We start from the raw sequence: 22,050 nt of genomic DNA, 5'->3' as shown, positions 1-22,050 counted from the left end.
CTGCCTGAGTGAGGGGGAGAAAGTGAGATTGATTATTGTTAAAGCGGCTTTTCTAATGCTTTCTCACGCCATGTGAATAGTCAACACGGCGTGTGAAATGAAAGGCGGGTTGAATTTAGCCTTTTTGAGCGGCGTAAATCGCGAATTTATTATTTTTAGCTAAAGTCTCGCATTCGCCAAAAGCCGCTTGAATGATAGGTTGATACTTTAAGAAGTTATTCGCCACGATGAGCATTTTTCCTGCTGATTTGAGATAGCGAGGTGCTTGAGATAATAGGGTTTCTGCGGCGTTGTAATTGGTATCTAACCCGGAATGGAAAGGTGGGTTACTGACTAAATAATCGAATTGGCCTGTAATATCGGAATAAATATCAGAAGCGAACACTTTTCCTTCTAAACCATTCGCCTCTAACGTTGCTTGGCTAGAGACGACGGCTAAAGCACTAATATCACACATTTCTACTTGAATGCCTGGGTTTCGCGCTGCCATGACACAGCCAATGACGCCTGCGCCACAGCCAAAATCCAGTACTCGTCCATTCAGTTTTGGCAAGGTTTCTAATAGTAATTCACTGCCTTTATCAAATTCACCGTGACTGAATACTCCCGGCAAACTTTTTATGGTTAATGTCGTTTCTCCTACCGTGAGTGGGTAGGTCTTGAACCATTGCTCTAGCTCAAAAGGTGCCGCTTTATTTGATACTTGCCCCCAATAAAATGAGCATCGGCGAGCCGAATCGTACTTTTTAATATGACCATAATCGGCAAACATTTTCTCAATGCTTTTGACACCAGAACGGTTTTCACCAACGACACAAACTTCGGTGTTTGGTCCTAATTTATCCATTAGCATCGCTAATAAAAATTGCGCTTCGGCTTTGGCTTTTGGCCAGTAAAGTAAAAGCATGTCGGCTTGGGTATCGGCGGTAAACTGTGCACCAAAATAAGATTGAATATGCGAGTGCTGGTTAAATTGTTGGTGGTAACCATAGTGAGTCGTAAAAATAGAAACTGACTCGCAATGCTTAGCTAATTCTAGGCAAAACATGTCCTCAGCTTCACCGGCAATCAAAACATGCTTGCCATTGAAGTATTCAAGTTGACGTTGGGCAATTTGGCTTGGTGCAGTATATGTGGACATGGGTTTCTACCTAAAAATAAAACAGGCCCGATTTTCGCACAATCGAGCCTGGCAATGAAGTGTTGAGTCAAGTTAACTGCTGAAGCTAGCTATTATCTTGCATATTAAGGAAGTGTTTAAATTCTTCTTCATACATTTTGAAAAGTACCATGGTGATGGCAAAAATCAGCGGGCCATAGATTAAGCCGATCAAGCCAAATAATTGAATACCGCCCAGCAATGCAAAGAAGATCATTAACGTATCCATGCCAGCACTGCCTTGCATCAGTAACGGACGAAGTAAATTATCAATCGAGCCAATGACAGCGATACCCCATACCACAATGAAGATAGCCCAAGTGATTTCTCCGGTTAAGAATAAATAAGCTGCCGCAGGTACCCACACGAGCGCAGTACCGACAACCGGAATAAAAGACGCGGCGCCAATCATAGTACCTAAGAATAACCCAGGCAAACCGACAAACCAGAAGGCGAGACCACCGACAACCCCTTGCGCTACAGCGGTTAAAAATGATCCTAACACCGCTGATTTTGATACTTGTTCGATTTCACTTAACAAGCGATCTTCTTGGCTGCGTGAAAGCGGCAAAATATGGCGCATGGTATTCAGTAATCGTTCTTGGTCACGAAGTAAAAAGAACAGCACAAATAACATGAGGAAGAAATTCATTATAAAATTGGTGGCATCCCCCAGCACGCCAGCACTGATGGAGACCAACGTTGAGCCAAATTGAGAAATAAACTTGGCGGCACGTTGGGCGATCTCTTGCGGGCTGATGTGATCAAAAGGCAAGTAATGATTAATGATATCCAACACTTTAACCACATAAGGGTGAGCTAATAATTCTTGGATCCCGCCACTGGTAGCCCATGAATAAACGGTTTGTGACAGATGCGCCCCTTGTTGAACAATAGCTGCAAAGATGGCTAATAAAGGCAGTACAATCACCACGGTGAGTAACAAGCAAGACAGAAGGGCGGTAATATTTTTACACGAAGGCCAACGCTGAGAGAGTTTTGAATGTAAAGGTGACATCAGCAGTGAAATGATAAACGCCACTACAATAGAATTGAGATAAGGTGTTATCAATAAATAGCATGCATAAGCAGCGGCGAGGAGCGCAATGATCAAGACCCAATGAGTCGCGGTCATTCTAAATTTGTAAGGCATATTTCTTCCTTGCTGATGGAATTAATGGGGCATATGTTGTCTTAGTTATCCTGAGTTCAAGTGAGTTAAGACATCAAGCGTGCCTATAATGGCGATAATTTGATATACGATCAATCGTAAAGATGGGGGTGGAGAAGAAAGATGGGGTGTTGTGATAAGCAGTGCGGTTGCGATCAAAAAGCCAAAAGAAAGATCCCTTGGTTTTTATTGGGGGCTGTGGCCTTAGTGGTCTTAGTTGTGCTGAATTGGCATTAATCGTTTCCGAGAGCAGATAAAAAAGGGAAAGATCGATGATCTTTCCCTTCTTGCTTAAAAATAAATCTTAATGTTTTACGTTTGCTCTTGCGTCAGGTTTTTTATTCTTGCGCCATAATCGCAAAGCAACGATCAGCGGCTTCAATGGTCGCTTCAATTTCACGTGAAGAATGAGCTAAAGACATAAAGCTTGCTTCAAATGCAGAAGGAGCCAGGTAAATTCCGTGCTCAAGCATTAAATGGAAGAAACGTTTGAAGCGTTCAGTGTCGCACTGAGTTACATCTTGATAGCAAGTAATGTGTTTTTGCTCAGTAAAGAAGAAACCAAACATTGCGCCAACGCGGTTAACAGTAAACGGAATGCCGTGTTTTTCCGCTGCTTTTTTCAAACCCTTGGTTAATTGTTTAGTGCGTTTTGCTAGTCGAGCTTCGTTTTCTTCACCGCGTAATTCTTTTAAGCACGCAAGACCCGCAGCCATCGCAATTGGGTTACCAGATAACGTACCCGCTTGATACACAGGGCCTGTTGGTGCGATGTATTGCATTACATCTTTACGGCCACCGAAAGCACCGACAGGCATACCGCCGCCTATGATTTTACCTAGTGTAGTTAAATCCGGTTTGATGTCGTAGAAATCTTGCGCTCCACCTTCAGCCACACGGAATCCGGTCATTACTTCATCGAAAATTAGCAACGCTTTGTGCTCATCACAAATTTCACGTAGACCTTCTAAAAAGCCTTCAACCGGGGGAATACAGTTCATGTTACCCGCGACTGGTTCCACGATGATGCAAGCGATTTGTTCTGGGTTGGCGGCAAATAATTCACGCACAGAATCAAGATCGTTGAAGGTGGCCGTTAAGGTATGTTTGGCAAAGTCAGCAGGTACACCAGGAGAGCTAGGCTGACCAAGCGTTAAGGCACCAGAGCCGGCTTTGACCAATAAGCTATCAGCATGACCATGGTAGCACCCTTCGAATTTAAGGATTTTATCACGGCCAGTAAAGCCACGAGCAAGGCGAATTGCGCTCATCGTTGCTTCTGTACCTGAACTCACCATACGCAGTTGTTCCATCGATGGAACCATTTCAGAAACCAATTCCGCCATTTTGATTTCAGTTTTGGTTGGAGCGCCAAAGCTCAAACCGCGCTCTGCAGCTTTAATCACTGCATTGCGAATCGCTTTGTTATTGTGACCTAGGATCATCGGGCCCCAAGAACCAACGTAATCGATATAGGCTTTACCATCGGCATCAAAAATCAGTGGACCGTCAGCACGTTCGATGAAAAGTGGATCGCCACCGACACCGTTAAATGCTCGAACCGGTGAGTTAACACCACCAGGAATAGTCTGCTGTGCTTTTTGGTAGAGTTCTGCGGATTTGCTCATGCTTTATCCTTACATAGGTATTACAACTAGTGGCTACTTATCAGGCCTGATGACGAGATGAAGTAGCTCAGACTGTGATTGGTGCCCATATTGTATATAAGATGACGGGTTTTGCACTTGTTTAACCGGGGTTTTTAGCAATATGGGATTGTAATGTTATATTTCATCGACGGATTCAAGCAATTTTAATCAAGTGGCGATGAATACTTGAACGATAAGGTCAGGTATTGGATAATCAGGTCATCCGAATTCAAATGAATTCCCCCTAATTCGTGATACTAAGCAAAGCTAGGCTTGGTAACTACGCTAATGAGAGAGGTCGTCATGAGCGATGAGCAATTACCATTATCTTTTTCAGATGCCGCGGCATCTCGTGTAAAAACATTGATTTCTGAAGAAGAAAATCCAAATTTAAAATTGCGTGTATACATTACCGGCGGCGGTTGTAGTGGCTTCCAATACGGTTTCACTTTTGATGAAAACGTGAATGAAGGCGATACCACTATTGTAAAACAAGACGTGACATTAGTGGTTGACCCAATGAGTCTGCAATATTTGATTGGTGGCGTGGTGGATTACACTGAAGGCTTGGAAGGCTCCCGCTTTTTCATTGATAATCCGAATGCAACGACAACTTGTGGTTGTGGCGCGTCTTTTAGCGTTTAGTGTTCGTTATTGTTAAAGATAAATAAGATAAATAAGATAAAAAGAAATAAGAAAACGGCCAGTGAGTGATGAACTTACTGGCCGTTGTTATATTTTAGCTGTGATTATTATTTTTACTCTTTGGCGATCAAACGATGTTCGTAGCGCTTTAATTTGGCCAATTGCTGGCTTGCTTGAGCAACAAAACGTTCTTTCTTTTTCCCCGTAAGTGATTCCGCTTGTGGTAAATCGACCGTTCTTGGGTTTTTATGTACGCCATTCACTAAGAACTCATAATGCAAGTGTGGACCAGTGACTCGCCCAGTTCCCCCCAATGTACCTATTGTATCGCCTTGTTTTACACGCTGGCCTGTTTTGACTAAACGTTTTTGTAAATGCAGGTATTTCGTGATGTAGGTACTGCTGTGGCGGATGAACACATAGTTGCCATTAAACTGGTTGTAACCTGCTTTATCAACAATACCGTCTCCTGCAGCCCAAATCGGGGTGCCAACCGGAGCGGCGTAGTCTGTGCCACGGTGTGCAACGACTTTGCCTGTGACTGGGTGGCGGCGAGTGGGGTTAAAGTTAGAACTCACTCGACGGAAATCAACCGGTGAGCGTAAAAACGCCTTTTTCATCGCTCGGCCATTCTCATCGTAATAATTGCCATCTTCCGGGTTTAAAATGGCTTTGAAAGTCGAGCCTTGGTTGGTGAAAACTGCGGCGATAATGTTGCCGCCACCAATGTTTCGTCCTTCCACAAACTGCTCTTCGAATAACACTTCAAAGTGGTCTCCGGAACGAATGTCTAACGCAAAGTCGATGTCCCAACCAAAGATCCCGGCTAAGGACATGATTTGATTGGCGGTTAAACCAGATGAAACGCCAGCATTCCAGAAGCTTGAAGTAATCGTGGCTTCGGCATGATTAAAATGTTTGTTGATCTCTTTTTTCTCTATATGAGAGCGAAATCCATCTTTTACTTTCGAGATACGAAAAGATTCATAAGCCGAAATAGGGCGAATTAATTGAGTAAACTCATGGTCTTCATTGAATCCGAAAATCAACTTATCACCAGGGCGTAAGCGCGAGAGCTGGTTTTCAATTTCTTTATCAGCAGACACTAATTGATACAACAATTGGGCTGATAAACCGATTCTATTGAATAATACTGCAGTACTTTCACCCGGTTTGACAGTATAGGTTTCCCAATCGGTAAACACTTTAGGCGGAGCTTGAGAGGTCAGAATATCGTCAGGGATGGCGAGTGGATAATGCTTACCTACTTTTAATTTCGGTTCATTGCGAGTGAGCTCTTCGATATCAGGTAGAGAGAAGGCAAGCATAACGGTCAAGGCACTGATGAAACCGATCCCAGCTTTGTGAAAAAAAGGTAATTGATTGATGAAATCACGCATGATTGAGAATTATTCTGTCATTGTGGCAATTAATTGCTCGGAAAAAAGAGTTGTGCCAGTCTAACTGGTTTCCAAAAACAGCGCTATTGCGTATTATGTCCTGATATATATTTTTACAGAATTGTTGGAGTAACCCTACATGTCGAGTATTGAAGCAGCACTGGCTGAGATTAAGCGTGGTGTTGAAGAACTGATCCCAGAAGAAGAACTGATCGCCAAGTTAAAAGAAGGTCGTCCACTACGTATTAAATTAGGTGCCGATCCAACCGCACCGGATATTCATTTAGGTCATACTGTGATTTTGAATAAATTACGTGCTTTCCAAGAACTTGGTCATGAAGTGACTTTCTTGATTGGTGATTTCACTGGCATGGTAGGTGACCCGACCGGTAAAAATACAACACGTCCACCATTAACCCGTGAAGATGTGTTAGCCAACGCAGAGACCTACAAGCAACAAGTTTTTAAGATTTTAGACCCAGCTAAAACTAAAATTCAGTTTAACTCTGAATGGTTATCTGAACTTGGCGCAGAAGGCATGATTCGTTTGGCGGCTAACCAAACCGTTGCGCGTATGCTTGAGCGTGATGACTTCAAAAAACGTTACTCAAATAACCAACCAATTGCGATTCATGAATTTATGTACCCGCTGCTACAAGGTTATGATTCTGTTGCGATGGAAACGGATGTTGAGTTAGGTGGTACAGACCAAAAATTCAACCTACTTATGGGCCGTGAGTTACAAAAAGCCAATGGTCAAAAACCACAAGTGGTATTGATGATGCCATTACTTGTTGGTTTGGATGGTGAGAAGAAAATGTCTAAATCGGCTCACAACTACATTGGTGTGAGCGAAGCGCCGAGCGAAATGTTCGGTAAGATCATGTCGATTTCTGATGATTTAATGTGGAGCTACTACGAGCTGCTTTCATTCCGTCCATTAGAAGAAGTGGCGCAATTTAAAGCCGATGTTGAAGCGGGTAAAAACCCACGTGATATTAAAGTATTGCTGGCTAAAGAAATTATTGCTCGCTTCCACTCTGAAGCAGACGCTGATGCTGCGGAACAAGAGTTTGTGAACCGTTTTGCTAAGAACCAAGTACCTGATGAAATGCCGGAATTTGAGTTTGCTGCTGGTATTGCGATTGGCAACGTACTTAAGGAAGCTGGCCTAGTGTCTTCAACTTCTGATGCCATGCGTATGATCCGTCAAGGTGCGGCGAAAATGGATGGTGAAAAATTGGAAGATACTAAGTTTGTTCCAGAAGCAGGGACTGCGGTATACCAAGTTGGTAAGCGTAAGTTTGCACGCATCACGATTAAATAATCGAATTCGTTAGAATACATAACCTCTACTGAGGTTAAATAGGCTTGAGCTCGTGGGTTCAAGCCTTTTTTATTGCCGTATATTTATGGCTTCTTTCTCCCCATTCTATCAAAATGACCATTCTGATTTTCCTTTCTTCCCTATCTCGTTCAACCGTTTAATTGGCAGAACTTTGCCGAGGTGTTGGCAATTTCTTGCCAAATTAAAATTACCGAAAATGGGATGTTATTGATTTTATTAGTAAATATAGCCCCGATCTTCTCAATGCCATTCAGGATATTGATAGCACAATAGATCTGGCGTGGAATGAAGCAATGGAAAAAGGCTTTGATGAGGATCATACACAATCTTGGGTATTAGCCCGTTTGGTTGGGCTAAGCGATTACCCCTTAGAGCAGTTATTTCAGGAATTGAAAGTATCAGCGAAAGGGCAAGTTTTGATCAAAAATTATGTTGATGAAATGTGTCGTTCTTAGTCAGGATTATAGTTAATTTCAGCTGAGGTTAATGACTTAATCGATAATGTGTTTTCAATATACAAAAGCCCCCAGCCATAATGGTCAGGGGGCTTTACTTTGTGCTTTTTATTGGTGATTAAGCGTCTTTTTGTACAGTTTCACTCTGAGAATCGTTTGCAACTTGAGCTTTAAGTTGTTCAGCTTCTTCCATTTGTTTTTGTACCACTTTGGCTTTATTGATCATTGGCGTAATGGTTGAACCTTGAATCAGGATCGAGAACACCACTACTGCGTAAGTCATCACCATGATGATTTCTTTGACATCAATTTGATCGGCGGTAACGAAATACTTACCGTGTGGAATGGAAAGCGCCATTGCTAGAGCTAGACCACCTCGTAACCCGCCCCAGGTTAAGATCTTCACTGACCATTTATTGTAAGTTCTAAAGCGTTTGAAGCCGATGAATGGGATCCACACACTTAAGAAACGTGCTAATAAAACCAGTGGAACAGCAATCGCCATCATGATCCAATCTTCAGAGTGGAATTCAAATAATAGCAGAGACATACCGATCAACAGGAATAAGATGCCGTTTAAGAACTCATCGATAAGCTCCCAAAAATGATCCATGTGCTCGGTACTTTCTTTCGAGAATCCAACATAGCGAGTCCAGTTACCAATCATGATACTTGAAACCACCATGGCTAGCGGGCCAGAAACTTCTAGTGTTTCTGCAAAAGCGTAACCGGCTGTTGGAATACAGATCATCAATAGTAATTCCATTGAGTGATCGTTAGTTGAACTGATCAAATAGTGGAAAAGTAGACCAAGTACAAAACCATAAGCAATACCGCCCACTGCTTCTTGCATGAATAGAGACAGTACGCCACCAACGGTTGGGGCATGGCCACTGAATGCGACGGTGAAAATCGTCACAAAAATCACCAAACCAATACCATCATTGAATAGAGATTCGCCTTCAATTTGAGTGGAAATACGTTGCGGAGCTTTGAGTTTTTTTACAATCGCCAATACAGCTATCGGGTCGGTTGGTGAAATCAGTGCACCAAATAATAAGCAGTAAATAAGGTCAATATGGATATCAATGACATTACAGATGCCATATAAGCTAAAGCCGATAAAAAAGGTAGAAAACAGTGTGCCACCGAAAGCAAGGATTGCGATTTCCCATTTTTGGTCAGCGAAGTGAGGCAATTTAATGCCTAAGCCACCTGCGAATAGTAAAAAGCCGAGAATCCCGTTAAGCAAAAAGCTTTCAAAGTTAATCTCGGCCATGGTTTTCGAAGCAATGTCGACAAGGTTGAACCAGCCACTTTGACCGGCAATAAGAATGAGAAGTGAGAGCACCATTGCACCCGCAGTAATGGCAATCGTCGTCTGTAAACGACCAAACTTACTGTTTATCAATGCAATCACCATCGCTGCAAACGACAGGAAGCACAACGTATTATAAACCGACATATTCCAACCTTGGCTAGTGTAACAAATTGTAATCCCGCAATTTTCGTGCGCTTAAATATAAATATCAATATATTTTTAACAAGATTAGAGCAAAGCAGACAAAATGCATGTTAAAAAGGAAGATATTAGTCGATTAAACTTGTTTTAGACGTCTAGATTTCTATGGTAGGATGTGACTTATACCCAAGTGACTTCAAGATGCAGAATTCAGAGCTATCATCCAACCTTTTAGGCAAGGAAGATTGGCGAAGGAATGTAAGCACCTTTCAAACCAATCTGACGTAGTATAAAGGATTGGATGAAGCTCCCTAAGGGCAAGTTAAAACAAGCTTTATGCTGCGTTAAATTGAACAGAGATAGAATAACTATGATCATGTCCAATTTGCCTTGCCTAAAACTTGTTTTATTCTTGCTGAAACTCGCACCTTGAAGTTACTTGGGTATAGAACGAGTAAGATGTCGCCAGAATGGTGGCAATATCGAAAGATTGAAGGAAAGAGGTTGTATCGTGGCTGGAAGCTCAAATTCATATCGCAATGAAATAAAAAATCAAATTGAAGCATTATTGCAATCCCGCATTTTATTAATTGATGGCGGTATGGGTACCATGATCCAATCGCATCAATTACAAGAATCTGATTATCGTGGTGAGCGTTTTGCTGATTGGCCAAGTGACCTTAAAGGCAATAATGACCTGCTGGTATTAACTCAGCCACAACTTATCAAGCAAATTCATAGTGATTATTTGGCCGCAGGTGCCGATATTCTCGAAACCAACACCTTTAACGCCACCACCATCGCGATGGCTGATTACGATATGCAAAGTTTGAGCGCTGAAATCAACTTTTCTGCCGCTAAGCTAGCCAAACAAGCTGCGCAAGAATGGACAGAAAAAACACCGGACAAGCCGCGTTTTGTGGCTGGTGTATTAGGCCCAACCAACCGTACTTGTTCGATTTCGCCTGACGTGAACGATCCGGGTTTTCGAAATGTCTCTTTTGATGAGTTAGTCACAGCGTATTCTGAATCAACACGCGCCCTAATCGATGGCGGGGTTGATATCATCATGATCGAAACCATCTTTGATACTTTGAACGCCAAAGCCTGTGCGTTTGCTGTATTAAGTGTGTTTGATGAGATTGGCTACAAATTGCCAGTGATGATTTCTGGTACCATTACCGATGCCTCGGGCCGTACACTTTCAGGGCAAACGACCGAAGCGTTCTACAATGCTCTGCGCCACGTTGAGCCATTATCCTTTGGCCTTAACTGTGCGCTTGGCCCTGATGAATTGCGCCAATATGTCGAAGAGCTTTCTCGCATTTCTGAAACCTTTGTTTCTGCTCACCCTAATGCCGGTTTACCGAACGCGTTTGGTGAATACGATCTTGAACCACGTGAAATGGCAAAACACATTCAAGAGTGGGCGCAAAGTGGCTTTTTAAATATGGTCGGTGGCTGTTGTGGTACTACGCCAGAGCACATTCGCCAGATGGCACGGGTGGTTGAAGGTATTAAACCTCGTGCTTTGCCAGAGCTGCCGAAAGCTTGCCGTTTATCGGGTCTTGAGCCATTAACCATCGATCAAGATTCATTATTTGTGAATGTGGGTGAGCGTACTAACGTCACCGGTTCGGCTAAGTTTAAGCGTTTAATTGTTGAAGAAGCTTATGATGAAGCGCTCGATGTGGCGCGTGAGCAAGTAGCTAATGGCGCACAAATCATTGATATCAACATGGATGAAGGCATGCTGGATGCTAAAGCCTGCATGGAGCGTTTCTTAAACCTTTGTGCCTCAGAGCCAGAGATTTCCAAAGTGCCAATCATGGTTGATTCCTCAAAATGGGATGTGATTGAAGCCGGTCTGAAATGCGTGCAAGGCAAAGGCATTGTTAACTCGATTTCGATGAAAGAAGGGATAGATAAATTCATCGAACAAGCCAAATTGATCCGTCGTTATGGAGCGGCTGTGATTGTAATGGCGTTTGATGAAATTGGTCAGGCGGATACTCGCGAGCGCAAAACAGAGATTTGTACTAAAGCGTACCGCATTCTGGTCGATGAAGTGGGTTTCCCGCCAGAAGACATTATTTTCGACCCCAACATTTTCGCTGTTGCGACCGGTATTGAAGAGCACAACAACTACGCGGTCGATTTCATTGAAGCGGTCGGAGACATCAAGCGTGACTTACCTTATGCGATGATTTCTGGCGGTGTGTCTAACGTTTCATTCTCATTCCGTGGTAATAACTACGTGCGTGAAGCGATTCATGCGGTGTTCTTATATCACTGTTTCAAACGTGGTATGGACATGGGGATCGTGAATGCTGGTCAGCTTGAAATTTATGACAACGTGCCGGAAAAACTGCGAAATGCGGTGGAAGACGTGGTGCTTAATCGTCATCCTGATGCCACAGAAAACCTACTTGAATTAGCGGAAGAATACCGCACCAATGGGGTTGGGAAAGCCGAAGATCCTGCCTTGTTAGAATGGCGTACTTGGGAAGTGGAAAAACGTCTTGAACATGCGCTAGTGAAAGGCATTACCGAATTCATTGTTGAAGATACTGAAGAAGCGCGAGCCAAAGCTTCTAAGCCACTGGAAGTGATTGAAGGTCCGTTAATGGACGGTATGAACGTGGTCGGCGACTTATTTGGCGAAGGTAAGATGTTCTTGCCACAAGTGGTGAAATCGGCGCGAGTGATGAAGCAAGCGGTGGCGTATCTTGAACCATACATCAATGCGGAAAAACAGGTTGGTCAAACCAACGGCAAAATTTTGCTCGCGACAGTAAAAGGCGATGTGCATGATATCGGTAAAAATATTGTCGGCGTAGTGCTGCAATGTAATAACTACGAAATCATCGATCTTGGCGTGATGGTACCCACCGAAACCATTTTAAAAGTCGCTAAAGAAGAAAACGTCGACATCATAGGTTTATCTGGCCTTATCACGCCATCATTGGATGAAATGGTACACGTTGCTAAAGAGATGGAACGGCAAGGTTTTGATTTACCTCTACTCATTGGTGGCGCAACTACATCGAAAGCGCACACAGCGGTTAAGATTGAGCAAAACTACTCACAACCAGTGGTTTACGTGAATAACGCCTCACGAGCGGTAGGGGTCTGTTCTGCTTTGCTTTCTGAATCGCAACGACCAGCCTTTGTTGAAAAACTAGATTTGGATTACGAACGCGTCCGTGATCAACATGCGCGTAAACGCCCGCGTACTAAGCCAGTTACACTCGATAAAGCGCGCGACAATAAAGTGGCGATTGATTGGCAGGCTTATACTCCGCCAGCACCTGCTAAACCTGGCGTACATGTGTTTGAGCATATTGATACGGCTATCTTACGTGATTACATCGACTGGACACCGTTCTTTTTAACTTGGGGATTGATGGGCAAATACCCAGCGATTTTTGAGCATGAAGAAGTAGGGGAAGAAGCTAAGCGTTTGTATGACGATGCTAACGTATTCCTCGACCGCATTGAGCAAGAAGGCTTGCTTAAAGCGAGCGGCATGTGTGGCATGTTCCCGGCTAACAGCGTCGGTGATGACATTGAAGTCTATGCTGATGAATCGCGCAGTGAAGTAATTAAAGTGTTGCACAACCTTCGCCAACAAACCGAGAAACCGAAAGGGGCGAACTACTGTTTGTCGGATTACATTGCGCCAAAAGACAGCGGCAAATCGGACTGGATTGGTGGCTTTGCGGTGACCGGCGGCATCGGTGAGCGTGAATTGGCGGATGCTTACAAAGCACAAGGTGATGATTTTAATGCCATTATGATCCAAGCGGTAGCAGACCGTTTAGCGGAAGCCTTTGCCGAATACATGCATGAAATGGTGCGTAAAGAGATTTGGGGTTATTCACCAGAGGAATCGCTCAGTAACTACGATCTGATCCGTGAAAAATATCAAGGCATTCGTCCTGCTCCGGGTTACCCTGCGTGCCCAGAGCATACGGAAAAAGGCAGCTTATGGGAGCTTCTTAACGTTGAAGAAACCATTGACATGTCATTAACCTCAAGCTACGCTATGTGGCCGGGCGCGTCAGTATCCGGTTGGTATTTCTCGCATCCAGACTCTCGTTATTTTGCCATCGCTCAGATCCAACAAGATCAAGCAGAAGACTACGCCAAGCGTAAAGGTTGGGATGACGTTGAAATGGAGAAATGGCTAGGGCCGAATTTGAGTTAACGATCGTTACTAGGGCGCTTTGCTGCTAGGGCGCTTACGCTACTCGTAATACGAAAAAGAAAACGCTATCAGAGTGATATCTGCTAGCGTTTTTTGTCTTTTGTAGATAGAAATAAAAAACGGTACTGATCATTTTTCAGTACCGCTTTGCTTTTTCGAGAAACGAGCCTCCGAGAAACGAAGTGCCCGATAATCGAATCTATTCAAACAACTCTCTATGCAGCACTTCCACCGCACGTTTGGCTTCTAGTGCATCGACTAAGAAGCACAAGTTATGTGGGCTTGCGCCGTAGCAAATCATGCGTAAGTTAAAGTCTTCTAATGCACTGAATACTTGTTTTGCATAGCCTTTTTTCGCACTCATCTTATTACCAATTAGGGCAACTAGGCTTAGGTTATGCTCGACTTCTACGCTGCACAGTTCCGCCAATTCAGCACGGACCTCAGCTGGCAACTCAGGTGCTTTGCCTGAGGTGTTGGTTTGATCTAGCGTCAAAGAGACGCTCACTTCTGATGTGGTAATCAAATCAACAGAGATTTGGTATTTAGCCAAGATGTTGAACACTTGTGCCAAAAAGCCGTAAGTTTGGAACATATCAGGGCTACGCAATGTCACCATCGTTTGGTTGTTACGGATCGCCAAGGCGCGGAATAGTGGCGCACTTTCGACTTTCTGACGGATCCAAGTACCGCCTTTTTCTGGTTCACGAGAAGATCCAACAAAGACTGGGATCTGGTGTCGCAAAGCAGGAAGCAAAGTTGAAGGATGCAAGATCTTCGCACCAAAGTTGGCCATTTCTGACGCTTCACTAAAGCTGATCTCTGGGATCGGAGTCGCTTTTGGTGCAATGCGTGGATCGGTAGTGTAGATCCCTGGAACATCTGTCCAAATCTCTAGGCCAGAGGCTTTAACCGCTTCTGCAATTAATGCTGCACTGTAATCACTGCCACCTCGGCCAAGTGTGGTGGTATTGCCTTCCACATCACTGCCGATAAAACCTTGAGTGATCACCACAAAGTCCTGGCAAAGTGGGGTTAATTTTTGCTGAGCTAAAGCTGAAATTTCAGCAATATCAGGCTCGGCTTTGCCAAAATCGTTATTAGTACGTAGCACTTCACGAATATCAAAGCGCGCGGCATTGATACCACGTTCGATCATCAATTGAGTCAAAATATGAGTCGACATCAATTCGCCACATGCCACGATATGGTCAGTCAGTTTATCGCTTGATTGGAATGAGGCGGCTTCAGCCATACTAGCGAGTGCATCTAAAATAGAATCCACTGCTTGTCTGGTTTTCTCTTGTTCAGAAAATTGTTCAATGATGGAGTAATGGATCTCTTTCAATTGAGCAAAAATAGCATCACGGTCATTTGGGTTTTGTACCCCTAATGCCAACTCAACTAATAAATTTGTCACACCAGAACAGGCGCTGCTGACCACAAGTTTGGTCGATGGATTATTTTCGATGATGGCGGCACAGCGGCTCATGGCTTCAAAGTTTGCCACACTAGTGCCACCGAATTTTGCTACGTTGAATGCGCTCACGGCATTGTCTCCCAGATTACTTCAAAAAAGCTTATCAAAGTGCGATAAGCAAACGTCCAATGTTGAAGAGAGATTTCTTAGAGCAGGGAAATACATAGAGGCCATAACTGAATAGTGTGACCATGCAAAACCTGAGAAGCTCTTCACTATATACCTATGTCAAAATTCAACATACATAGTGACAGTTGCCAGGATTCAACCTGTACAACCGATGCGATAAACACCCGAGTATTTACCCATCTCGGCGTAACTCCCCCTGAATGATGGGTATTGGATATCGGGATCCACCTATCATCTGCCTGGGTTACGCTCCTCTTCTTAGTTAACCTTTTCGGTTAAATAAAGGCCCTGTGTGAGCCTTCGATTCATGCTTCATATCCTATGAAACAATGAGCCTACATTGAACGTTGTTGCACCAAAAAAGTCAATCATAAAAGTGTTGCTAACCTTGCTTAGGTGATGATTTTTTATGCTTGCTTTCGTTTTTATAAAATACAAAAATGTATACAATATTTTGAGCAAGATCACAGCTTCTTATCTAACCGTAAGAAAGCAAGGTTTAGCGTGGTAATTTATCAGGGCGTGTTTATCTCGAATAATATTTTGAAAGAAAATCACGTTTTAAAAGCACACACATATACCCAAGTAAAATATGGATTACACCATTAAGGATTAATATGACTTTTCAACGTTTTCTCCCGCCTCGCCGTATTCTTATGGGCCCAGGTCCATCTGATATATCTTCAGACGTTTTACAAGCATTAAGCCGTCCTACCGTTGGTCATCTTGACCCGTTATTCATTGGCATGATGGATGAAGTGAAAGCTTTGTTGAAATACGCATTTCAAACTGAAAATGACTTTACCATCCCGGTTTCTGCTCCCGGTAGCGCGGGTATGGAAGCGTGCTTTGTCAACTTGATTGAAGCCGGTGATAAAGTAATTATTTGTCGTAACGGTGTGTTTGGCGAACGTATGCGCGAAAATGCCATTCGTAGCGGCGCAGAAGTGGTGCTGGTGGACGACGAATGGGGCCAACCAGTGAGCGTTGAAAAAGTAGCAGAAGCTTTTGAGCAAAATCCCGATGCTAAAATCTTAGCCTTTGTACATGCTGAAACTTCAACCGGTGCATTAAGTGATGCTGAAGCGTTGGCGAAAGTGGCGCAGCAATATGATGCGCTGACCATTGTTGATGCGGTGACATCATTAGGTGGCGTGCCACTTAGAGTCGATGAATGGAAACTTGATGCCGTATATTCCGGTAGCCAGAAATGTTTGTCATGCGTGCCAGGTTTATCGCCAATTACATTTTCTGCTAAAGCGATTGCTAAGATCCAAGCGCGTAAAGCACCAGTACAAAGTTGGTTCCTCGACCAAAGTTTGGTTTTGGGTTATTGGAGTGGCGAAGGTAAACGCAGCTATCACCATACCGCGCCAGTTAATAGCTTATATGCCTTACATGAATCTTTGTTAGCTTTGTATGAAGAAGGCTTAGAAAATGCGTGGCAGCGTCATGCCGAAATGCACCAAAAGTTAAAAACTGGTCTAGAAGCGTTAGGCTTTAAATATGTGGTCGATGAAGCGCATCGTTTGCCTCAACTAAACTCGGTATACCTACCTGAAGGTGTCGATGATGCCAGTACCCGTCAACACTTACTCAATGAATACAACCTGGAAGTCGGCGGCGGTTTAGGCGCACTGGCCGGTAAAGTATGGCGTATTGGTTTGATGGGTTACAGCGCAAAAAGTGAAAATGTGGCGTTGTGTTTGAAAGCACTGCAGGAGACGATGGAAAAATAACGAATCTCGAGCGCTTCGCTTATCGTAGCTCGTTACTCGATTTACGCTTTACTTTTCTTGCCATGAGAAGCAAGGCGTTTGTGTAACGAGTTACGTTATATTGATCTTTAGATATTTTTTTTTACACCGAATTTTGCCTTGCTTTTTCGAGCGACGAGAAGCGAAGCGCCCTAGCAACGAGCCACGCTACTATTCTTTGGCTTCTTTCGCCCCAGACATCGCCTTCGCCTTTGATGCTCTTTCCTCTGGTGAAATATAACGGATCTTCGAAAAATCTTGTGCTGGGAATAAAAACTCCGCTTCTTTACGAATTTGTTCGGCTTTGTGGTTATCACCGATGCCTTGATACGCAACGATTAAGCTAGAATAAAACGCGGCGCGAGGTTTGCGTTTAATGATTTTGTTTGCCCAATCAATATAAGGTTGAATGTATTCAGGATTACCTAAATGCAGACCGATATTGAGTTGAGTGTGGTACACATCCCAATCGAATCTATCTTTCCAAACACTCGGGTTGGTAACTTGATTTAATAAGTCAGGGTTGAGCGGTCGGGTGTACTCAAACTTACTTAATACCGCATTAGTGTGAAGTGCGGTCAGCATAAAGAAGGCAGTGATGATCGGAATAACCAAGGAAAATACGCTCATCAAGCTTTTGGTGATTTTACTGAAATTCACTTCTTGATACTGAGAGGTCAACTGATCAACCCAATAAATCAAGATGATAAAAATAATCCAGTGAATCGCGGAGTGATAAAACGGATATTCCAATTGGGTGTGTAATACGATGGGGAAAAATAGAGCTACCAGAGCCAAACGAGTACCATGCTGGGCTTTTCGTACTTTTCTGAATACTTCTAATGCGGCCAATAACAGGCCGAGAATTGGCACAATACCGCCTTCTACCGCCCAATATAAAATCTCATTATGTGGGTGATCCATAGAAGGTAAGCCGGGATGATAATCTTCATTGAGTTGATGCTGTCTTGCGGTGTATAGCATGTAAGCCGGTTCAAAACGGCCGTATCCATAACCAGTCCAAGGCTTTTCAATCACCATGTCGAATGTTTGTGGGAAAGTATATCGACGTGGGCTTTCTAAATTCGATTTTTGTGCAATCAGTTCATTTCCGCCGTTAGCGCTAGCCAGTGTGTAACCGCCCGCTAAACCAACGATGACTGAAATCAACCATAAGGTCATGACTCGCTTTGGCAAAAATTTATGCAGGTAAGGGATTAATAGTACGGTTGCTACCGTCGCCCCTAACCAACCAGTGCGTGATGCCAATACCCAAAGGAGTGGTATGGTGATGGTGGGCATCAGTAATAAAAGAATCGAAAGTGCTTTGTGGTGCGAGACATGAGTTTGCTTTTGACGAGCCAGCAAATAAGAACCCACAGCGAGTCCTGTGGCTAAGAAGCTGGCCATGACATTTGGTTGTTGGAAAATGGCGAAAGGGCGGTTATTTTCAGTGTTGTAACCAAATGAGTTGCCTGCCTCCAAAAATAAATATTGGAAATAGCCATAAGCCGCTTCGGTACATACCGCACCAACGATCAGCATTAATAGCGTCTGTTTTTGTTTATTCGACAAAGGGTATTGGTGCAACAGCAGCAGTAATAGCCATCCTCCCCATAATCCGATTAAGCGTAATAACGCATCTGAACCTTGGGAAGCTGAATAAAAGACTGGAATGGTGAGAATAATACAGGCAACCAACATCACGATGGTGAGGCTGGTCAGGCGTAATTTTCTCATATTAGCCGTGGCGTACAGTCCAATCCCGATAACAACACTTATCGCTAACCAAGTGGTTGAATTGAAAGACAGCGCCAGCCCTGCACCGCCAGGATTAGGTTGAAAGTAATGCATGGCCAATAAAAACACAACGCCCAGTGCCCAGAGAAAAGGCTTAGCAAGAATATTGGGCTCAGGTACCTTTTCCAGTTCAGTGCCTTGTGTATGTAAAATCGCCATGAAAGTAACAACCCTAATTCGTCAATGAGTCAAAATTGCTGCTTATACTAACACTAATTAATTAAAAAATATGACCAAAGATCAAAGCTGCGAGCGGAATAACTGGAGGCGTTATAATTTGTTGAGTCCCTGAATTGACAGTTCCGTTAGAATCATCAAAATCTCCCGAGTCCCGAGTCCCGAGTCCCGAGTCCCGAGTCCCGAGTCCCGAGTCCCGAGTCCCGAGTCCCGAGTCCCGAGTCCCGAGTCCCGAGTCCCGAGACCCGAGACCCGAGCACGACATTTATTTCTTCAACAACGGCTTTAAGAAGTGCGCGGTATGTGAACCTTTTATTTTCACGACTTGTTCCGGTGTGCCTGCAGCAATGATTTCACCACCGCCACTGCCGCCTTCTGGGCCTAGATCGACAATCCAATCGGCGGTTTTGATTACATCAAGATTGTGTTCGATGACCACAATCGTGTTGCCGTGATCGCGCAGGCGATGCAATACCGTTAACAATTGCTGAATATCGTGGAAGTGTAGGCCAGTTGTCGGCTCATCCAGAATGTATAAGGTTTTACCCGTATCACGCTTAGACAATTCTTTGGCGAGTTTCACACGCTGCGCTTCACCGCCCGATAAGGTAGTCGCGGCTTGCCCTAATCGAATATAAGACAAACCGACATCCATTAAGGTTTTCAGTTTGCGAGCAATCACAGGCACCGGTTCAAAGAAGGTATGCGCATCTTCAACGGTCATTTCCAACACTTCATCAATACTCTTACCTTTATAGCGTACATCTAGGGTTTCTCGGTTATAGCGCTTTCCTTTACACGCATCACAAGGCACATACACATCAGGTAAGAAGTGCATTTCTACTTTAATTACGCCATCACCTTGGCAAGCTTCGCAGCGGCCACCGCGTACGTTAAAGCTAAAGCGACCGGGTTTATAGCCACGAGAGCGAGCTTCTTGAGTGCCGGCAAATAGCTCACGAATTGGGGTGAAAATCCCAGTGTAAGTGGCGGGGTTAGAGCGTGGCGTACGGCCAATCGGACTCTGGTTAATATCGATGACTTTATCAAAATGCTCAAGGCCATTGATTTTTTTATACGGTGCGGCTTCGGCTGTGGTCGCACCGTTTAAACGCGCATGCGCAATCTTAAAGAACGTATCGTTAATTAAGGTGGATTTACCCGAACCCGACACACCCGTTACACAAGTGAATAAACCCACTGGGATTTGCAGGTCAACATTTTGTAAGTTGTTTCCCGTCGCGCCAATCAGCTCTACCATTTTCTTTTTATCAACGGGTGTGCGCTGTTTCGGTACTTCAATTTGCTTCGTACCGCTGAGGTATTGACCGGTTAACGAATCCGGATTGTCTAAGATTTGCTGCATGGTGCCTTCGGCAATCACTTGACCACCGTGCACACCGGCACCTGGGCCAATATCAATCACATGATCGGCCGCGCGAATCGCATCTTCGTCATGTTCAACTACTAATACTGTGTTACCTAAGTCACGCAGATGGATAAGCGTTTTCAGCAAGCGTTCGTTGTCGCGTTGATGTAAACCAATCGAAGGTTCATCGAGCACATACATCACGCCTACTAAGCCAGCACCAATTTGGCTAGCAAGACGAATACGTTGCGCTTCACCACCCGATAGCGTTTCGGCACTACGGGATAGGTTGAGGTAGTTCAAGCCAACATTGATCAAGAAGTTCAGACGGTCATTGATTTCTTTTAGGATCTTTTCTGCAATTTGAGCGCGTTGTCCGGTTAATTGCAGAGACTCGAAGAACTGCAACGCGCCATGAATGCTCATTTCCACTACTTGTGGCAAGTTAGTATTGTCGATAAAGACATGGCGAGCTTCGGTTTTCAGGCGTGCGCCACCGCAGCTTGAACACGACTTATTGGAAATGTATTTGGCTAATTCTTCGCGTACCGAGTTGGATTCGGTTTCATGATAACGTCGATTTAAGTTATTTAAGATGCCTTCAAACGGATGACGTTTGACACGAATATCGCCGCGGTCGTTAACGTACTTAAATTCGATTTGTTCTTTCTTCGAGCCATTTAAGACCACATCGCGAATCTTTTTCGGTAGTTGATTAAAAGGCTGTTGCAAATCAAAACCATAATGCTCAGCAAGAGAGGTCAGCATTTGGAAATAGTAAAAGTTCTTTTTATCCCAACCGCGAATCGCCCCATTGGCTAGGCTTAAACTTTCATCCTGGATCACGCGCTCAGCATCAAAATATTGCTGTACCCCAAGGCCATCACACGTTTCACACGCGCCGGCTGGGTTGTTGAATGAGAATAAACGCGGTTCCAGTTCGCGCATGCTATAGCCACAATGTGAACAGGCAAAGTTGGCTGAAAAAACGATGTCTTCTTTGCTGTCGTCATCCATCCAAGTGACAGTAGCGGTGCCACCAGAGAGTTCTAACGCGGTTTCAAACGATTCCGCTAAACGTTGTTGAATACCGTCACGCACTTTAAAGCGATCCACCACCACTTCAATGGTGTGTTTTTTGTGTAATTCAAGCGTCGGTGGATCAGAAAGATCGCAGGTTTCACCATCTATACGAGCGCGAATAAAGCCTTGTGCTGCTAGGTTTTGTAGCGTTTTAACGTGTTCACCTTTACGCTCTTTAATGATAGGCGCTAATAGCATCAGCTTGCTGTTTTCAGGCATTTCTAACACTTTATCGACCATTTGCGAGATGGTTTGTGCGGCTAATGGGGTATCGTGCTCTGGGCAACGAGGTTCACCTACACGAGCATAAAGTAAGCGTAGGTAATCGTAGATTTCGGTAATCGTACCCACTGTTGAGCGCGGGTTGTGTGACGTTGATTTTTGCTCAATAGAAATGGCAGGTGATAACCCTTCAATATGATCAACGTCAGGTTTTTCCATCAAAGATAAGAATTGGCGTGCATAGGCCGACAGGGATTCAACATAGCGACGTTGACCTTCAGCGTATAAGGTATCAAAAGCGAGTGACGATTTACCTGAACCGGATAATCCTGTGATCACAATTAACTTGTCACGAGGAATGGTGAGGTTGATGTTTTTCAGGTTGTGGGTACGGGCGCCACGAACTTCTATCGTTTCCATGCTTCACGCTCTCATTGATTAAAGATGATGGAGATTAGTATTACATAAGTCTTAAAAAGTGGAAATAAAATACTGTACAAAATTACAGTTATAAAAAAGCCGCTTTCATAATGA

Annotated in this window: 13 protein-coding genes and 1 riboswitch; of the genes, 5 read left to right on the top strand and 8 right to left on the bottom strand. The window is 44.0% G+C overall.

The genetic code is table 11. The features are described 5' to 3' along the window. Positions 1–115 precede the first annotated feature (115 nt). The 3 genes from rsmC to hemL all read right to left on the bottom strand — a co-directional run bounded on the left by rsmC (position 116) and on the right by hemL (position 3,958). Positions 116–1,141, bottom strand: a complete 1,026-nt coding sequence (rsmC, locus tag Vgang_RS10115; protein ID WP_105900758.1) for a 16S rRNA (guanine(1207)-N(2))-methyltransferase RsmC — start codon at positions 1,139–1,141, stop codon at positions 116–118. An 85-nt stretch (positions 1,142–1,226) separates the two neighbouring features. After that, a complete protein-coding gene (locus Vgang_RS10110; RefSeq protein WP_105900759.1) occupies positions 1,227–2,312 on the bottom strand; it encodes an AI-2E family transporter in 1,086 nt (361 codons plus the stop codon). Between the two features lie 356 nt (positions 2,313–2,668). Continuing rightward, a complete protein-coding gene (gene hemL, locus Vgang_RS10105; protein WP_105900760.1) occupies positions 2,669–3,958 on the bottom strand; it encodes a glutamate-1-semialdehyde 2,1-aminomutase in 1,290 nt (429 codons plus the stop codon). Between the two features lie 324 nt (positions 3,959–4,282). Here hemL and erpA point away from each other — a divergent pair, with 324 nt between their 5' ends. Further along, the gene (gene erpA / locus Vgang_RS10100; protein ID WP_105900761.1) at positions 4,283–4,624 is read left to right on the top strand and encodes an iron-sulfur cluster insertion protein ErpA; all 342 of its coding nucleotides are present in this window, start codon (positions 4,283–4,285) and stop codon (positions 4,622–4,624) included. A 113-nt stretch (positions 4,625–4,737) separates the two neighbouring features. Here erpA and Vgang_RS10095 read toward each other — a convergent pair whose 3' ends face one another. Next, entirely contained in the window at positions 4,738–6,024 is a 1,287-nt protein-coding gene (locus Vgang_RS10095) for a peptidoglycan DD-metalloendopeptidase family protein (protein WP_105900762.1), read from the bottom strand. A 139-nt stretch (positions 6,025–6,163) separates the two neighbouring features. Here Vgang_RS10095 and tyrS point away from each other — a divergent pair, with 139 nt between their 5' ends. Both tyrS and Vgang_RS10085 read left to right on the top strand, forming a co-directional pair. Further along, positions 6,164–7,351, top strand: coding sequence for a tyrosine--tRNA ligase (tyrS, locus tag Vgang_RS10090; protein WP_105900763.1), 1,188 nt, complete (start codon positions 6,164–6,166; stop codon positions 7,349–7,351). Positions 7,352–7,665: 314 nt separating this feature from the next. Continuing rightward, positions 7,666–7,827: a hypothetical protein gene (locus Vgang_RS10085; RefSeq protein WP_157945982.1), complete on the top strand. Its 162-nt coding sequence runs from the start codon at positions 7,666–7,668 to the stop codon at positions 7,825–7,827. A gap of 118 nt (positions 7,828–7,945) precedes the next feature. Here Vgang_RS10085 and Vgang_RS10080 read toward each other — a convergent pair whose 3' ends face one another. Further along, positions 7,946–9,292 carry a cation:proton antiporter gene (locus Vgang_RS10080; protein WP_105900764.1) on the bottom strand — a complete coding sequence of 449 codons (1,347 nt, stop codon included), beginning with the start codon at positions 9,290–9,292 and terminating at the stop codon, positions 7,946–7,948. A 508-nt stretch (positions 9,293–9,800) separates the two neighbouring features. Between Vgang_RS10080 and metH the strand changes: the two genes are divergently transcribed. Then, on the top strand, positions 9,801–13,499 hold the full coding sequence (gene metH, locus Vgang_RS10075) for a methionine synthase (protein WP_105900765.1): 3,699 nt from the start codon (positions 9,801–9,803) through the stop codon (positions 13,497–13,499). Positions 13,500–13,698: 199 nt separating this feature from the next. Here metH and lysC read toward each other — a convergent pair whose 3' ends face one another. Further along, positions 13,699–15,048 (bottom strand): lysine-sensitive aspartokinase 3, encoded by a 1,350-nt coding sequence (lysC, locus tag Vgang_RS10070; protein ID WP_105900766.1) that lies wholly within the window; start codon positions 15,046–15,048, stop codon positions 13,699–13,701. Between the two features lie 128 nt (positions 15,049–15,176). Beyond that, positions 15,177–15,373: riboswitch (Lysine riboswitch) on the bottom strand. Between the two features lie 352 nt (positions 15,374–15,725). Here lysC and Vgang_RS10065 point away from each other — a divergent pair. Further along, entirely contained in the window at positions 15,726–16,847 is a 1,122-nt protein-coding gene (locus Vgang_RS10065; RefSeq protein WP_105900767.1) for a pyridoxal-phosphate-dependent aminotransferase family protein, read from the top strand. A gap of 189 nt (positions 16,848–17,036) precedes the next feature. On the opposite strand, the gene Vgang_RS10060 is transcribed toward Vgang_RS10065, so the two are convergent. Together Vgang_RS10060 and uvrA are read right to left on the bottom strand one after the other, a co-directional pair. Further along, entirely contained in the window at positions 17,037–18,824 is a 1,788-nt protein-coding gene (locus tag Vgang_RS10060) for a PglL family O-oligosaccharyltransferase (RefSeq protein WP_105900768.1), read from the bottom strand. 283 nt (positions 18,825–19,107) lie between these two features. Beyond that, entirely contained in the window at positions 19,108–21,936 is a 2,829-nt protein-coding gene (gene uvrA / locus Vgang_RS10055) for an excinuclease ABC subunit UvrA (protein WP_105900770.1), read from the bottom strand. Positions 21,937–22,050 lie beyond the last annotated feature (114 nt).

The sequence above is a fragment of the Vibrio gangliei genome (assembly GCF_026001925.1).
Lineage (GTDB): Bacteria > Pseudomonadota > Gammaproteobacteria > Enterobacterales > Vibrionaceae > Vibrio > Vibrio gangliei.
This window is presented reverse-complemented; position numbering and strand designations above follow the sequence as displayed.